This window comes from Nitrosomonas sp. Is79A3 (genome assembly GCF_000219585.1).
Lineage (GTDB): Bacteria > Pseudomonadota > Gammaproteobacteria > Burkholderiales > Nitrosomonadaceae > Nitrosomonas.
Genome location: NC_015731.1, coordinates 3,395,698 through 3,411,932 on the forward strand (window position 1 = coordinate 3,395,698; position 16,235 = coordinate 3,411,932).

The window sequence follows — 16,235 nt, forward strand, 5'->3', positions numbered from 1 at the left end:
ACATTCGTGAAACGAAGTTTCTATCACTTCTTATTCGCCTTGTATCTGGGTTTCTGCCTGCCGGTTTCTCACTCGGTGGCCATGGCCGACAGCATAATTGAATATCAAGTCAAAGCAGCGTTTATTTATAACTTTATTGCTTTCACGCATTGGCCGGACAACACCAGTCAAACGATTAATCTTTGTGTTTATGGGGAAGATTATTTCGGCAAAGAAATCGACAAGCTAGAAAGCAGATCGATTAATAAACGTCATATCAAAGTAACGCGTATTGATGATGTTGAGAAATTAAAAGCGTGTCAGGTAATCTTTTTTTCTAAATCGGTTAGCAGCCACTTATCAAGCATCTTAAGCGAATTACAGAATGAACCCATCCTCACGCTTGCTGACAGCCCGAATGCTACTGCACAGGGTATTGCAATCAATATGAGCTTAATCAATGAGAAAATTGTTTTTGAAATTAATTTAGCCAGAGTACGCAGGTCAGGGCTTGATATCAGTTCAAAATTACTACAACTCGCTGTTAAAGTGCATCAATAGAAACTTCCACTCTGGAAAAACCAGACTCAAACGAAATCGCTATAATGACAATGACTTATCTTGCAATATGCGCTGACAAACAAATACACCAAGAAGACCAATACTTGTTAGTTTCCTATAACAATTAATTGCCGCGCAATCGTTGAAATACCCACTTTCTTCCAACTAATTCCTAATTTAGATTCAATACATAAAATGCAATAATGTCTCCATGATTTTTAAAATATATGGAACATTCCATCACGTAAGCATTCAATTCATTTAATCAATCGAGGTGCTTTAACATGAAACAGCACATAAAACAGTTACTTTTATCGGCCTGCACATTCTTTCTGTTCTGCAATACGCATTCTGCTCTCGCTGATACTGCAAGTGATACCGAAACATTGCTCAACTGGGCTGAGAACACTTACCCGACGATCTTCCCGAGCCGCCAGGCCACGCAAAACATCGAGCCCTGGTTATACCGGCACTATCCAGAATCTGGTATTTATGCCGGTGTAAACAAAAACGATAATAGTGTTTATGTGTTGGGGGGGCCTTGGGGAAATAATCCGGCAGTTATTGATACGCTTGCAAACCTGATTAGCCAAATCGAAAATTCTGGCGGGAGTGGCGGTATCGCCGCTTGTGATACTACTGATGCGCTTTCTGGCGTATCTTATAGCCAGAGCGGCAATGTCGTAACGGTCACTACCAGCGGCCAATGCGTCCCCGCCCCTGATCTGACTAAAACCAATCTCTGTCAGGTACCAAAACAAACTACTGCAAGCGGCATTTCCTTGCTTGGCAGCAATACGATTACTTCATCAAGCATAGTAGGTTTATCAACCAGCATTCCAGGATTACCTAATCCGTTTCAAGCTATTGTCGATGCAGCAGCAAACGTTAAACACTGCACGATGAATGCGCCGGCTGAAACTGCCAACTTGGTTGTCAATTCCGATCTTTGTCTCGATATTACAACAGCCATAACCGAAACGATCGCGGCTCTACCCATCGATGGCATAGTGATGACACCCCCGGTGAATTATTTCACAAAAGGCACTTACAAAAGTCAGAGCGTACCCGATTGCTTTGAGACGGATGCTACGACGATTAGTGACGCCTTGACAGGGGAAGTTTGGATTAACCAAGGTGGGGGGTTTGTTAAACTGGGCAGTTAAGCTCGTTTGTACTGAAAGCTTTTCTTCAGAAGAAAAGCTTTCGTATAGATCGATCATGCTGATGCGGAGAGCTCATTCAGTGAAGCCATCAAGCGGATAAAACGAGGTTCGCCGGGCGATAATCCATTTGCTGCGAGAAGACTACTGTGCGCTTCTTTAATCAACTCTGGCGTTGGCCCGTTTTTTTGTATATACGTAATAATTACATAGGCCAAGTTCAGTAACACCCGCATGTTTGCTGGCATTGCTGCATAAGCATCCCGCATGGCGCTTACCGCTTCCTCATACTGCCCCTTACTGACGAGCAATACACCGCGATTCATAATCAGCATGGCTTCCTGGCGTAACGTCTCGATCAATTTACTGCCTTCTTCGCCCATGCCAGCTTGATCAAATATTTCTGCGACATCTTGAAGCAAGGCAGCATTCTCTGGATTATTTTTAATCTCTCGCTGCAATAATTTGATGGCTTTATCCTTATCGTCCGTAACCATCAACAGCCGAGCTATTTCCAATGATCCATCACTGTCTGTATGAATAGCATCCTGGTCAATCAACTGGTTAATTTCATTGGCAATCTGTTTAGTCTTCTCAAGGTTACCATTTTGATGATAGATCATTCCTTCAACTGCTAACACTTTCTGGCGCACTTCGTCGTTAGCGAAGCTCTTATTGAGCTGGCCCAGCACTTTAATTGCTTCATCAGGGTTCTTATTGGCGCTGCATGCTTTGGCGAGACCAAAATAGGCATCTGCTGTTTTTAGTACGGAATCTTCCCCTAACGATACGCTCTTACGGAAAGCCCGTTCAGCATTCTCCAGTTTGCCAATTTTCATCGCCACGCCGCCAAGATTCTTCTGCCGTAATACCGAGTTTGGCGATAGCTTTACTGCACGCTCCAGTACGTTGTTTGCTTCTTCGAGATCGCCCATAGCTTGCAATGTCTGCGCAAGCAAATCATGTGCTTCAAGGAATGCGGGGTTAGTTTCAGTAGTTTCTTCGAGCAAAGTTCTGGCTGCTTCAAAATCATTTTTCTTTAGTAGAATTTTAGCTAACGCTGCTTTCGCCCAAGGCAAATCACGCTCAGTCAAGATCTTTTCCAACACTTTTTTAACACGATCATATTCGCCAGTCTTGAATAACAAATTGCACTTAGTCCGGAGCAAATCTGCCGCATTAACTTTATCAGTGGCCAGACGTTGATCGCACAAACTCATAGCTTTGGAATAATCCAGTTGCTCCATAGCCTGGTGAATCTCTGTGAATGCTTTCTTTTTTTCCCAGATTTTGGCTAATCGCAAACGCAAATTCATTTCGGTAACCGGTTTAAGCAAATAGGCATCAGGTTGATATTCTGCGGCACCTGTCACTGCTTCCGGAGATTTCTCTGCAGAGATCATGATCCACAGACAAGAAGGTCCAACAAGCGATTGATGTTTGGCTTCCTCAAGTACTTGCTGCCCATTCTTCCCGGATCCTAAATTGAGATCACACAGCACAATGTCAAACTGCGCTTTTTTGATTAAAGAAATGGCCTCACTTCCACTTGCCGCCATGGATATTTTCTTTACATCAGCTCCGCAACTACGCAGGATATCGCGGAAAATGCTACGCATTTCTTGATAATCATCGATTATCAGCACAGTTTTGTCTGAGAAATCCAATTCAGCTGTTGAAAAATTAAGCGAGCTAGTATTCATGATTACAAGAAATGATCATTAATTATGGAAGACGTAATACAAAGCAAGCGCCTCTGAGTGAACCGCCGTTCTCCAGCTTTAGCTCGCCTAAGCAACCTTGATGATGATGCATACGTGCCATCATCGCTGAAAAATAGAAGCCTAGCCCTGTGCTACCTCCCTGAAAATCAACGTTGCGTACATAATCATCGCTTTCCTGCAAAATTTCATTCGGATAGCCATTTCCGTTGTCTTCAATACGCAACTCCAGTTTCCCTTCATGCTCCTCAACGATTATACGGATGCAATCACGCGTGTAACGCATTGCGTTATTTAGCGCATTACCGATTACGTCACTGATTAGATCCTCATCGAAATACCAGTACATCCCAGGAGTGGCAAGAACTTCCAGGTTAATCCCATGGAACTTAAGTGACTCGCTATATTGCGCAACCATCACATGCAAAAAATCATCCAGACAAACGGATTGCGGATCAAAGGGATAAATTTTCTGACCCAGCTTATAAAGCGTCAGCAGCTGGATCAGGTTGTTGTTAATACGCTTTGCTTCATGATTCATCTGCATCAATTCAGCGTGCGTAGAAAGTTTGGTCGCCTCAACGGAAGCAAGTGCCTTTTCCAGACCACCAATCAGCATACTCACTGAATTCTTCATATCATGCACGGAAGAAACCAGGAAGTTTGTCATATTGCGCACAGAGCGGATACTATCGGTGCTATTTTCCTTCATGTCGGATGTCCATACCATTTGATTTTACGCACAGCGTATGCGTTTTCATCATTGATCAATGGCAGTTTAACGGCATAAAGCTTTGAAGCTGTAACGTTATTTCTTGATCATCCCATTTTAGAAAAAACCCCCAAGATCACTCCACGCTGTTTGAGATCGTTCATTATTCCCATACCACCCTGGATGACGATACCGGGCTGCGGGTGATTAAGTTCTGTGGCAATCTGATGCAACAAAACCCGCGCAGATTTGCTGTTATCTTCCATGATCAGTTGCATCAACCTCGCCGTCACCGGATTGATCTCGATAAAATGCACGTCGAAATTGATATCGCGATAAACGATCAAGTGCGTTTGCGTCTCACCGGCTTCCTGAGGCTGAAAAGCCGGGCCAATGCTATGGACTGGAAAGTGATAACTTAATGACCAGGCGAAGGGAGAGATAAAAGGTATTCCATCCAGCAAATCGCCATGTCTATCTATTTTTGTTTCGTCAATTTTTTCATCCAATAACGAAAGTGCTAATTCAACCCACTCATAGTGAGCAAGTTCCAGCATAAATGGCGGGGCATCAGGATGCGGCCTGCGTTCATGTTCCAGATACTTAAGAAATTCGCGCGGCATCTCCGGAAACAAAGGGGTATGCGACAGGTGGTTAGCAAAATAATCCCGGATCATGGCATGCCAGCATTCATCCGGTGTAATTTGACGTAATACTGGATACGTATTAGCCATAAAATCTTCCACATTGTTATAAAACAGTTCGCGGTAAATTTTCATGCGCCGTTCTTCGATCGCTTCAGGGCACGGATTTTTTTCCGGGTTGCGAATGTGTGCCGCAAAGGCATATTGCTGCCGCACAAAATCAGGGCGATCAGCGGTGTTGTATGAGGTCATTGCTTTGGTTTGAATATTTCGACTGCAATGCACGAATGGTTTCTACTTCTCCCAGCAACTCTACCAAGGGGGGGAGATTAAAATCACGCTCCAGCAAAGTGGGAATGACACCAAAATGTTGATAGGCTTGTTCGAGCAGCTGCCAGACAGGATCGATGACATTTGCGCCGTGCGTATCAACGATGAGATCTTCGGCTTCCTGATAGTGTCCAGCGACATGAATATAGCGAATGCGTTCGGCTGGCAGTTGTTTGAGAAATAATCCGGCATCATAACGATGATTGATGCTGTTCACGTAAATGTTATTGACGTCCAGCAATAAATCACAATCCGCTTCCTGCAATACGGCATTGAGGAAATCAATTTCTTCCATCTCCTTACCTGGTGCCGCATAGTACGAGACATTTTCCACTGCAATGCGTTGTCCGAGGATGTCTTGGACACGCTGAACACGTGCGGCTACGTAGTGAACGGCCTCTTCCGCAAAAGGAATCGGCAGCAAGTCGTACAGATGACCATCGTCACTACAAAAACTCAGGTGTTCACTGTAATAACGGATCTGATGTTCGCGTAGAAAACGTTTCAGCCGTTGCAGAAAAGCCTCGTCCAATGGCGACGGCCCGCCGATTGAAAGCGATAGTCCATGACAAATAAACGGAAACCTTTCTGTCAGCTCGCGGAACGTCTTGCCGTAACGCCCGCCGACATTGATCCAATTTTCCGGCGCCGCCTCCCAGAAATCGACCGGTTGGGCGGTTTGATCCGTCAGCAGACTGAGCAAAGCACGCCGCAGACCCAAACCGGCACCATGAACAGGATAATGCTGGCTGCTCATGGGTTGTGCGGATTACTTCTTAGAACCGCATTTACCTTCACCACACTTACCCTCTTGCTCGGCTTTCTTGCCGCCGCATTTACCTTCCATGTTTTGTTTCATTTCTTTTTTACCGCCACATTTGCCTTCACCGCACTTGCCTTCCATATTTTGCTTGGTTTCCTTGCCGCCGTCTTGCGCTGGTTTATTAGCGCCGCTGGCATCGGCAAGTTGCATGTAGCCGCCGGATAACTCATTCATAGCAAACGGGTTGGCAACGGTGTCAGCCGAGAGATTACCAGCCGCCACGCCGGTTACTAATGCAGCGCCTAATGCCAGTGAAACTGGTTTCATTGATTTTTTCGACATCTATTATTTTCTCCATAAAAATTGATAATTACTGCAAATATCAATGATAGCGCCAAATCAGAGCGAAGTCGCTGGTTTCTTTACTGTCTGCTTGATTGGCACATTCTACTTGCCCAAAAATAGCTGATGATATTTAGATGCAGACTGTAATACCCTATTTTCACGCGGCTAACATCAATCTGATCTATCTTACTTTTTTTGCCTGCGCCTCTCTGATAAACTCAGCGCTTCGAAAAATATTATAAAAATATGCCAGTTAACTAAGGAGCTCCGAATGTTTGACAAACCCAACCAGCTTGTTTTTTACATCAATGCCGTGATCCTTGTCTTTGGTGTTTTGGTTGCACTGCTGACGAATTTCATTGTGATTGGACTGATCGTTGCAATCTGCGCCGCGCTACTGATTTTCGATCAAATCAGACAAAACAAATCCGCATTTTCTATTGCAGATTTAAGAAAAATACTGATTATCCATGATACCGGCGGCAACAAAGCAACGCTGACACAAACACAAATGACTACTGCCTGCCATGTTGATAATACCGAGTATTGGTTCGGAAATATCCGTGCTGTCGGCAGCATCAGTAACTTCAAAGTTAATGATAGCGAACCAGCCGAACAGAAAAAAGAAAATGGGAGCTATCAAATCTGCATGAAGCTTCCGCCCGAGTTAAAAATAATTAATGGTTCTGATCTGACCTTATCCTATGAATATGAAGATGCTTTTACACAAACAGAAGGCGTTCTCTCGCATGTAATTGACAATGACACGCGCAGATTGCATCTGATCGTAGAATTACCGGAGGGGCGCGGTATTTCATCAGCCAGGTTTTTCTGTAAGCAGAATGGCAAGGAAGAAGCGCTATTGCCGCCAGTTGTCACTGGGCAAACTAAAATTGAAGCGGATATTAAAAACCCGCAACTGGGTGCGGAATACTGCCTGCAGTGGAACTGGTCTGAAGAAGGTTTTATTAAAAAATTAAGCCATCTTTTCTAAACAAGCGCATAACCGATTCTTAACAGGCCGTTGGAAAACGTATTTGAAGTAGCCGATGTAAGGCAGAAACAGGCGAAAAAGCGCAGCTTATGCTTAATAAATGAGCATTTATAGCCTGTTTCTAACATCGCAACGGCAATACAGATAGTTCTTCAACAGCTTGCTAAATTCAAATGATCAAGGCCGGATTGAAACAAATCCAATCGTGAAAATTTTTCATTCTTCCTATCGATAGCGCACAAATATACTTATAAACCGTTTTGAATTTACTCAAAGCCCTCGCTGCTGTCAGCAGCATGACCTTCATATCGCGTATTCTCGGTTTCTTGCGTGACGTCATCATTGCACGGATTTTTGGTGCAGGAATGGTCACCGATGCTTTTTTTGTTGCTTTCCGTATTCCCAATCTGTTACGGCGCTTATTTGCCGAAGGCGCATTTTCTCAGGCATTTGTTCCAATACTTGCCGAGTATAAAAACACGCGCACTCCGGAAGAAACGCGCGACTTGGTTGATCACATCACCACGCTTTTAAGTATCAGTCTCTTTCTCGTCACCCTCATTGGTATCCTGGCAGCGCCACTGATCATCTACGCCAGCGCGCCAGGATTTTCTGCCAATCCGGAGAAATTCAATTTAACCGTTGAACTCTTGCAGATTACGTTTCCCTACATTTTTTTTATTTCCTTGGTTGCTTTGGCAGGCAGCATACTCAACACCCATGGCAAGTTCAATGTTCCTGCGATTACACCGGCGCTGTTGAATTTATCATTCATCGGCTGCGCATTTTGGCTCGTGCCTTTAGTGGATCCGCCGATTCTGGCGCTGGCATGGGCAGTGTTTATCGGCGGTGTATTACAACTCGCTTTCCAGATACCTTTTCTGCTACGGCTCAAATTATTACCGCGTTTCCGTTTCAGAAACCCGGATACCGGCGCCTGGCGCGTAATCAAGTTAATGGGCCCGGCGATCTTTGGAGTCTCGGTCGGTCAGATCAGTTTGCTGATCAACACCATCTTTGCCTCACTTCTGGTTACCGGCAGTGTGTCCTGGCTTTATTATGCCGATCGATTGATGGAATTCCCCGCCGGTCTGCTGGGTGTCGCCTTGGGCACGATTCTTCTGCCATCGCTGGCCCGGCATTACAACAGCAATAGCACCGAAGAATATTCCCGCTTGCTCGACTGGGGTTTGCGAATGACAATGCTATTGACCTTACCGGCAGCCCTGGCATTGGCATTATTAGCGACGCCTTTAATCACGACTCTTTTTCACCACGGCGCATTTACTGACCATGATGTATGGATGACGCGCGAAGCATTAATTGCCTATAGTGTGGGATTACTTGGATTAATATTGGTTAAAGTGCTTGCGCCTGGATTTTATGCGCGCCAGAACATCAAAACACCTGTCAAAATTGCTGTCATCACGCTGATTGCCACGCAACTGATGAATCTCGCGTTTATCATTCCTCTCAAACACGCCGGTCTGGCATTGGCAATTGGCCTGGGCGCTTGTCTTAACGCGGGGTTACTGTATTACAAGTTACGCAGTCATAAAATTTATCAACCGCAACCCGGATGGCTTATTTTCTTAATAAAAATACTAATTGCTTTGACGATTATGGGCGTTGTCTTATGGTTCGCAACAGGCAGCGATGCTTCTTGGTTAGCTGGCTCAGCCATAGCGCGTGCCGGACGACTAAGCTGGATAGTCATTCTTGGTGCCTTCAGCTATTTTGCCGCTTTATGGCTACTGGGGTTTCGTATCACTGACTTTACCAAGCAGCAAGCAATATAAAAACAACCATTAATTTACACGCGTTTTTTCTTATCATTCTCAATCAATGCATACGCTGAATGATTATGAATAGATTCAAAATTCTCTGATTCGACCACATAGGCATCAATACGCTCGTCATGGTTTAGCACTTCCGCAATATCTCTCACGATGTCTTCAACGAACTTGGGATTGTCATAGGCCTTCTCAGTCACATATTTCTCATCAGGCCGTTTCAAAAGACCATAGAGCTCACAGGAAGCATTACTCTCTGCAATTCTAATAACATCTTCAATCCATACAAAACTATTCGTGCGTACCGAAATAGTGACGTGGGAGCGTTGATTATGCGCGCCATAATTCGATATTTTCTTTGAACACGGACATAAACTCGTGACCGGCACAACGACTTTCATCGTAAAGAAATACTCACTATTTTTAATCTCACCAATGAAAGTCACTTCATAATCCAACAAACTTCTTACTTGCGATACCGGTGCGGATTTATTAATGAAATATGGAAAAGTCATCTCAATATGACCGGAGTCTGTTTCCAGTTTTTCGATCATTTCCCTTAAGATAGCCTGAAATGACTCGACAGAAATTTCCCGTTCGTGGCTATTGAGTATTTCCACAAAGCGGGACATATGCGTACCTTTAAAATTATGCGGCAAATTCACATACATGTTAAAGATTGCTACAGTATGCTGGACCCCATCATCCTTGTCAGCTACAACCACGGGATGGCGTATGGCCTTAATCCCTACCCTATCGATCGCAATACGCCGGGTGTCAGGCGAACTCTGCACATCGGCAATGGGCAAATCTATTTGTTTATTCATATTATTTCCTCCTATTTGATTAGGAGTCTCTGGCAACAACTGAGTTCCACACTCGCCAGCTCCCCGTCAGGATCAATGCTGTTGAAGCAACAATAAATAAATATTACTCAGAAAATACTGACCGCACTGATTGGATAATACCATTCTTGCTTAATCCGCAATCCGCAAGCATTTGTGCATGATCACCTTGATCGATAAAAACATCCGGCAAGCCTAGTTGTAACACTTTGACACAAATTCGCTGACTGTTTAGTGATTCTGTAACAGCACTACCAGCCCCCCCCATCACAGTATTTTCTTCAACCGTAACCAGCAAGTCATGGCTGGCAGCCAAAGATGCCACCAGATCATCGTCTAGAGGCTTGATGAAGCGCATATTGATCACCGTTGCGTTGAGTTCTTCTGCTGCCTCCAGGCACGGTGCCAGCATACTGCCAAAAGCCAGCAAAGCAATTCTTTCCCCCTGACGCCGGATTTCACCGCGGCCAATGGGTAACGCTTTCATTTCTTTTTGTACCTGCACACCGCTTCCGGTACCTCTTGGATATCGTACCGCTGTTGGTGTATCCAGTTGAAAAGCGGTATACAACATCTGCCTACACTCATTTTCATCCGCAGGTGCCATGACTGTCATATTTGGAATACAACGCAAATAAGAAAGATCGAAGCTACCTGCATGCGTTGGGCCATCCGCCCCCACCAAGCCAGCCCGGTCAATGGCAAATACAACCGGCAGATTCTGGATTGCAACATCATGAATCAATTGATCATATGCTCGTTGCAAAAAGGTTGAATAAATCGCCACCACCGGCTTTAAGCCATCGCATGCCGCTCCCGCAGCAAATGTAACCGCATGTTGCTCAGCGATACCGACATCAAAATAACGTTCAGGATATTCCTGTGAAAAACGAACCAATCCGGATCCCTCACGCATTGCCGGAGTTATGCCTATTAAACGGGAATCCTGCGCAGCCATATCACACAACCAGTCACCAAATATTTGTGTATATGCAGGTTTTCCTGCTGATTTAGGAATAATTCCTTTTTCCGGATCAAACTTACCCACACCGTGGTACAGAATGGGGTCTTCTTCAGCCACCTTGTAACCAGCACCTTTACGCGTCACTACATGGAGAAACTGCGGGCCATCAAGGAGCTTGATATTATTCAGCGTAGTAATTAAAACATCCAGATCATGGCCATCAATCGGGCCGATATAATTAAATCCGAATTCTTCAAATAAGGTACCCGGCGTTACCATGCCTTTGACATGCTCCTCGGCGCGTTTAGCCAATTCCAGCATAGGCGGGACGACACCCAGCACTTTTTCGCCAGCACGCCGCGCCGTAGCATAGAATCGCCCCGACATCAACTTGGCTAAATAATTGTTCAGTGCGCCGACCGGCCGTGAAATCGACATATCGTTGTCATTTAGAATGACCAGCAAATTGGCATCCATCACACCGGCATTATTCAACGCTTCAAACGCCATCCCCGCACTCATGGCGCCATCGCCAATAATTGCAATTGCACGCCGGTCCGTCTTATTTAATTGCGCAGCGACCGCCATGCCGAGTGCGGCACTGATGGAGGTACTGGAATGTGCGGTGCCAAATGCGTCATACTCACTTTCATCGCGGCGTGGAAATCCGGCTAACCCGCCCTGCATGCGCAACTTACTCATGCCACTTCGCCGGCCGGTCAGAATTTTGTGCGCATAGGTTTGATGCCCCACATCCCAAACAATCTGGTCATGCGGTGTATTAAAAACATAGTGCAGGGCAATGGTTAATTCAACCGTACCCAGATTGGAGGACAGATGCCCTCCGGTTTTCGCGACCGATTCAATGAGAAAACCACGTAATTCCTTAGCAACCTGCGGTAATTTCTTTTGATCCAGTTCACGTAACTGGGAGGGGAAACTAATGGTATCTAACAATGGATACATTCAAAACCTGAAATAAAAATAATGGAGAAATAAGACTCAGAATTTACGTTTAATTATAAAATCGGTTACTTGACGCAATCGTAATGCAGCTTCACCAAAGCTATCTAAAGCCTGATAAGCGTCGTGCTGCAATTTCTCCGCCAATTCACGCGCCTGACTAATACCTAGAATACTGACATAAGTGGGCTTATTATTCTCAGCATCTTTACCGGCGGTTTTACCCAATGTGGCCGTTGTTGCCTCGGTATCCAACAAATCGTCAACCACCTGGAATGCCAGACCAACGCATTTGGCGAAGTGATCCAATTTACCCAACTGATTATTATTTAAACGGTTATTACAACGCGCCCCGAGCATCACAGCAGCACGAATCAACGCACCGGTTTTATGGATATGCATAAATTCCAGCTCTGGCAGGCTTAAAGTTTTGCCAACACTATCCAAATCAAATGCCTGCCCCCCTGCCATACCACGCGAACCAGCAGCTACTGCCAGTTGCGCGATCATCTCTAATTGCGTCCCCGGCTCATCCGCCAAACACTTCTCTGCCAATAACTCAAAAGCCAACGTTTGCAAACTATCCCCCGTCAGCAACGCAGTAGCCTCATCAAACTCTATATGACAAGTAGGTTTGCCGCGCCGCAGAATATCGTCGTCCATGCATGGCAAATCATCATGCACCAAAGAATAAGCATGAATGAGTTCTACTGCCGCGGCAACAACCATCACCCGATCAGTATCTGCAAGTGCAAGTTCTCCGGCTGCAAAAGACAATAGCGGACGTACCCGTTTTCCTCCACCCAGCACTGAATAACGCATTGCTTTGTGTAATCGTTCAGGCACGCAATCTGCGGCAGGTAATCGCGATTCCAGAAGTGTCTCGATACGCGCCTGACAACTGCTAGTCCAGTTCTGAAAATCAGCGCTCATTGTCGGATCCTGTGAAATCTTTTAACAGACCAGCCTCAAGCACGCGCACCTGCTGTTGCGCACCCTGCAGTTTATTCTGACAATATTGCAATAACTCTGCTCCGCGCTGATACGCTGAGAGAGAATCTTCCAGTGACATTTGCCCTGCTTCCATGGCAACCACTATTTTCTCCAGTTCAGCGGATGCTGCCTCAAAACTCTCTGGCTGAGATGAAACAGCATGCTTTGTTGATTTGGTCATAAATACGTAGCCAGCAATAATACAAATATAGAAATAGGTGGTTTTTTTATAAAAAAGCAGATAAAAATAACGCAATAAGCAGTGTCAGGTCAATTCAAATTTAGTAATAACTGCCCCCCCCCGCTTTCTGGAGCTTCTGTTGATTAGTTGCAAACCCGCTTGGATCACAGGCCACATGTGATTGTAGGTGCTTTAATCAAAACAGACTACCCGCACTTTTTCTTTAGCTGGTTTTCAATTTTCACTGCACAAAACAACAATATTGATACATGGTGCTTACTATGGCAAGATACGAGCTTTGATCGGTCTCGTTAAGATCAGGCAAACATTCGACGTTCGATTTGTTACAAAATATAAGCCATTGGCAAAATCGTCATTTGCCTGTTTCATCATTACGACCGCTTATCTCAGCAATATCCCTGGGTAAAGGTTCTCGACACAAGAACCCATTCTGTATTTTCTAATGAACTTAAATTGAGACAACCATGAACGAAATCATTGATCAAATCTCCGGGTATTTTGAAACCGTGCCTTTATGGCCATTTGTCTTATTTGGCTTCTTAGGGTTGGTAGCTGTATTTGTTGAAATTCTTAATCGCAAGCGCCGTGCCGATGCGATTGATAACTTCCGTTATACGATTGAAATAGAACTGGCTGATATGTATCCCCAACATAAACGCTGGCCTAAGAATATCAACATCTACCTCTGCTCGCGGCTGCCTGGAATGCAACAGAATTTTGAAGTTTTAAGAGTATTCCTTCCGCAGGATCGCCTGCTCAGCTACAATACGGACTGGAATAACTTTTGTGATTTCTGCCGCAATATCACTGATGAGAAAATTGCCGCAGCTGAACAATCCTCGGCATCCGATCAATCCGCGGATAAAAAACAATCTATGAATCAAGAGTCAGATCTCAGAGAAGTTTTTCATAAGCTTGTATCGGATTTGTTGAAACACACGCACATATAAAAACTTCTTCGCCATACTTACTTATGTTAGGGAAGCTCTGATTAAGTTGATTACATTCATGGTTCGACAAGCTCACCACGAACGTAATCAATATATTACCGTTCGTCCTGAGCATTCCGAAGGACTTAATTAGAGTTTCCTTAGTAGTGAACAAATATTGGTATAACAATAGACTTTATGCAATTGTCAATGATGTCTGATTGTTTAGAAAGCAGATCAGCGGCTCTTAGTTTCTTAGTTTCAATGCATTTTCATTAAAACCACATCATTCATCTGTCATGAATACACACGATAAACCGGTTGGTTCCAAAATAACGGTGCGCCCGGTAATGACTTATCGTGACATGAGCAAATTCATTGAAATTCCCTGGCACGTCTATGCCAATGATCCTTTGTGGGTACCGCCTTTACGCTTGGAGCGGCGTTTCCATTTTTCCCGTTTCAATCCTTTCTTTAAGCATGGCGAATGGCAGGCGTGGGTCGCTTTTCAGAATGGTCAACCGGTTGGACGAATCAGTGCACAGATCGATTCGCTGCACCAGGAACGCTACGGCGCAGATAGCGGCCACTTTGGCTTGCTGGAATGTATTGACGATTCAGAAGTTTTTGCTGCATTGATACTGAATGCCGAAGCTTGGCTGGCTTCCCGGCAAGTGCGCCATGTGAGTGGCCCGTTCAATCTCTCTATCAATCAGGAGTGCGGTATTCTGGTCGATGGATTTGATACAGCACCGGTCATCATGATGCCGCATTCGCCGCGCTGGTATGGCCGTTTACTGGAAGAACAGGGATATCTTCCTGTCAAAGATTTACTGGCTTATAAGGTCCGGGTCGATTTTGAGATACCTCGTGTCATGCAAGTTATGATCAACCGGTTTTCTTCAAAGATAACATTACGTACATTACAACGTAATAATTTTGATGAAGAAATGGAAACGTTGCGGGATATTTTTAACGACGCTTGGTCCAATAACTGGGGCTTCATTCCCTTTACCCGGGAAGAATTTGCCGAACTGGGCACCAGCCTGCGCCTGTTGCTGCCTGATGAATTCATCCAGATTGCCGAAGTCGATGGCAAAGCTGCGGCATTTATGGTGGGTTTGCCCAATCTCAACGAAGTTTTGATCGAATTAAACGGAAGTCTGTTTCCGTTTGGCTGGCTCAAAATGATCCAAAAGATCAGAAACCAAGAAATACGGACAGGCCGCATACCCCTGATGGGTGTACGCAAACAATTTCACAATACGCCTCTGGGCTTGGCATTGGCTTGCCTGGTCATTGATGCGCCACGTCAAGCAGGAATTGCACGCGGTATTGAAGAAGTTGAGATGTCATGGATACTTGAAGATAACGTCGCGATGCGCAGTATCCTCGACAGTATTGGCAGCGAGCAATACAAGCGTTATCGTATTTATGGAAAAACATTGTGAACGATGCGTCTAATCCTGCACCCCAGCGATTCGTCGCACTGGTTCTGGCTGCCGACCGCACCAACAAAGATCCTATCACACGTCATACCGGTGCAGCTTGTAAGGCCTTTGCACCCGTGAATGGCATTCCAATGGTTATCCGCGTTCTGGATGCGCTGGCGGCTTGCGATTTGGTCACTACAACCATCCTTTGCGGCCCTCCCGAATCCCTGCACTCACATTGTCCGGAATTAAAACAGCGCATTGCTTCCGGGCAAGTTATTTGGATACCGAATTTGGATTCCCCCAGCCGTAGCGCTGAAAGCGGTCTGAATCAAATACCCAGCGATACGCCGGTATTATTAACCACCGCCGATCATGCCTTGCTAACACCCGATATGGTATACAGTTTTCTGCGCGATTCCTTGTCAACCCAGTGTGATGCCACGGTTGGCTTGGTCAGACAGCAAGATATCACCGTCGCATTTCCCGGTTCCAAACGCACTGTTATCCGCTTACGCGACGATGGATTTTGCGGCTGCAATCTGTTCACTTTTAATCCACAAGGACGGGCATTGATCAGATTCTGGCGGCAAGCCGAAGACTTGCGCAAACGCCCCTGGCGATTGATCGCACAAATACTTGGATTCAGAATGGTATTGTCGTATTTGTTTGGATTTCTCACGTTGCAACAAGGATTGCAAGCGGTATCCGAAAAATCCGGGGTAAAAATACAAGGAGTCATGCTTGATGATCCACGAGCGGCCGTCGATGTCGATAAAATAGAAGATTTGGTGCTTGCCGAATCCATACTCAAGCAAAAGCCAAATTTTTTTCACAGTGACATACAATCTATCAAGTGAGTTGTACCTGTTCTTTTCAATGCTATTCGCCAACCATCAGT

Annotated in this window: 16 protein-coding genes; 7 read left to right on the top strand and 9 right to left on the bottom strand. The window is 45.1% G+C overall.

What is annotated here, in order from left to right; all coding sequences use genetic code 11:
* Window positions 1–6: 6 nt before the first annotated feature.
* Entirely contained in the window at window positions 7–540 is a 534-nt protein-coding gene (locus NIT79A3_RS15810; RefSeq protein ID WP_348225655.1) for a YfiR family protein, read from the top strand.
* A 284-nt stretch (window positions 541–824) separates the two neighbouring features.
* Window positions 825–1,706, top strand: a complete 882-nt coding sequence (locus NIT79A3_RS15815) for a hypothetical protein (RefSeq protein ID WP_013967146.1) — start codon at window positions 825–827, stop codon at window positions 1,704–1,706.
* A 53-nt stretch (window positions 1,707–1,759) separates the two neighbouring features.
* Here the strand turns inward: NIT79A3_RS15815 and NIT79A3_RS15820 are convergent, their stop codons facing one another.
* The 5 genes from NIT79A3_RS15820 to NIT79A3_RS15840 form a co-directional block, all read right to left on the bottom strand.
* On the bottom strand, window positions 1,760–3,406 hold the full coding sequence (locus NIT79A3_RS15820; protein WP_013967147.1) for a tetratricopeptide repeat protein: 1,647 nt from the start codon (window positions 3,404–3,406) through the stop codon (window positions 1,760–1,762).
* Window positions 3,407–3,428: 22 nt separating this feature from the next.
* A complete protein-coding gene (locus tag NIT79A3_RS15825; RefSeq protein ID WP_013967148.1) occupies window positions 3,429–4,136 on the bottom strand; it encodes a HAMP domain-containing sensor histidine kinase in 708 nt (235 codons plus the stop codon).
* A 107-nt stretch (window positions 4,137–4,243) separates the two neighbouring features.
* Window positions 4,244–5,032, bottom strand: coding sequence for a putative DNA-binding domain-containing protein (locus NIT79A3_RS15830; RefSeq protein ID WP_013967149.1), 789 nt, complete (start codon window positions 5,030–5,032; stop codon window positions 4,244–4,246).
* A complete protein-coding gene (locus tag NIT79A3_RS15835) occupies window positions 5,010–5,867 on the bottom strand; it encodes a DUF692 domain-containing protein (protein ID WP_013967150.1) in 858 nt (285 codons plus the stop codon). The genes NIT79A3_RS15830 and NIT79A3_RS15835 overlap by 23 nt, the downstream gene beginning before the upstream one ends.
* Before the next feature lie 12 nt (window positions 5,868–5,879).
* Window positions 5,880–6,215 (bottom strand): hypothetical protein, encoded by a 336-nt coding sequence (locus tag NIT79A3_RS15840; protein WP_013967151.1) that lies wholly within the window; start codon window positions 6,213–6,215, stop codon window positions 5,880–5,882.
* Window positions 6,216–6,489: 274 nt separating this feature from the next.
* Between NIT79A3_RS15840 and NIT79A3_RS15845 the strand changes: the two genes are divergently transcribed.
* Window positions 6,490–7,212: a hypothetical protein gene (locus NIT79A3_RS15845; RefSeq protein WP_013967152.1), complete on the top strand. Its 723-nt coding sequence runs from the start codon at window positions 6,490–6,492 to the stop codon at window positions 7,210–7,212.
* A gap of 260 nt (window positions 7,213–7,472) precedes the next feature.
* On the top strand, window positions 7,473–9,011 hold the full coding sequence (gene murJ / locus NIT79A3_RS15850; RefSeq protein WP_013967153.1) for a murein biosynthesis integral membrane protein MurJ: 1,539 nt from the start codon (window positions 7,473–7,475) through the stop codon (window positions 9,009–9,011).
* A 14-nt stretch (window positions 9,012–9,025) separates the two neighbouring features.
* Here murJ and folE2 read toward each other — a convergent pair whose 3' ends face one another.
* The 4 genes from folE2 to NIT79A3_RS15870 form a co-directional block, all read right to left on the bottom strand.
* Window positions 9,026–9,832: a GTP cyclohydrolase FolE2 gene (folE2, locus tag NIT79A3_RS15855; RefSeq protein WP_013967154.1), complete on the bottom strand. Its 807-nt coding sequence runs from the start codon at window positions 9,830–9,832 to the stop codon at window positions 9,026–9,028.
* Between the two features lie 103 nt (window positions 9,833–9,935).
* Entirely contained in the window at window positions 9,936–11,780 is a 1,845-nt protein-coding gene (dxs, locus tag NIT79A3_RS15860; protein ID WP_013967155.1) for a 1-deoxy-D-xylulose-5-phosphate synthase, read from the bottom strand.
* Between the two features lie 36 nt (window positions 11,781–11,816).
* Complete coding sequence (locus NIT79A3_RS15865) at window positions 11,817–12,710, bottom strand: polyprenyl synthetase family protein (protein WP_013967156.1); 894 nt, start codon at window positions 12,708–12,710, stop codon at window positions 11,817–11,819.
* Window positions 12,700–12,951 (bottom strand): exodeoxyribonuclease VII small subunit, encoded by a 252-nt coding sequence (locus tag NIT79A3_RS15870; RefSeq protein WP_013967157.1) that lies wholly within the window; start codon window positions 12,949–12,951, stop codon window positions 12,700–12,702. Before NIT79A3_RS15870 ends, NIT79A3_RS15865 begins: the two co-directional genes overlap by 11 nt.
* 485 nt (window positions 12,952–13,436) lie before the next feature.
* Here NIT79A3_RS15870 and NIT79A3_RS15875 point away from each other — a divergent pair, with 485 nt between their 5' ends.
* From NIT79A3_RS15875 to NIT79A3_RS15885, 3 genes are all read left to right on the top strand, one after another.
* Window positions 13,437–13,922: a hypothetical protein gene (locus tag NIT79A3_RS15875; RefSeq protein ID WP_013967158.1), complete on the top strand. Its 486-nt coding sequence runs from the start codon at window positions 13,437–13,439 to the stop codon at window positions 13,920–13,922.
* Window positions 13,923–14,200: 278 nt separating this feature from the next.
* Window positions 14,201–15,352, top strand: coding sequence for a DNA-binding protein (locus NIT79A3_RS15880; protein ID WP_013967159.1), 1,152 nt, complete (start codon window positions 14,201–14,203; stop codon window positions 15,350–15,352).
* Window positions 15,349–16,194, top strand: coding sequence for a nucleotidyltransferase family protein (locus NIT79A3_RS15885; protein ID WP_013967160.1), 846 nt, complete (start codon window positions 15,349–15,351; stop codon window positions 16,192–16,194). Before NIT79A3_RS15880 ends, NIT79A3_RS15885 begins: the two co-directional genes overlap by 4 nt.
* Window positions 16,195–16,235 lie beyond the last annotated feature (41 nt).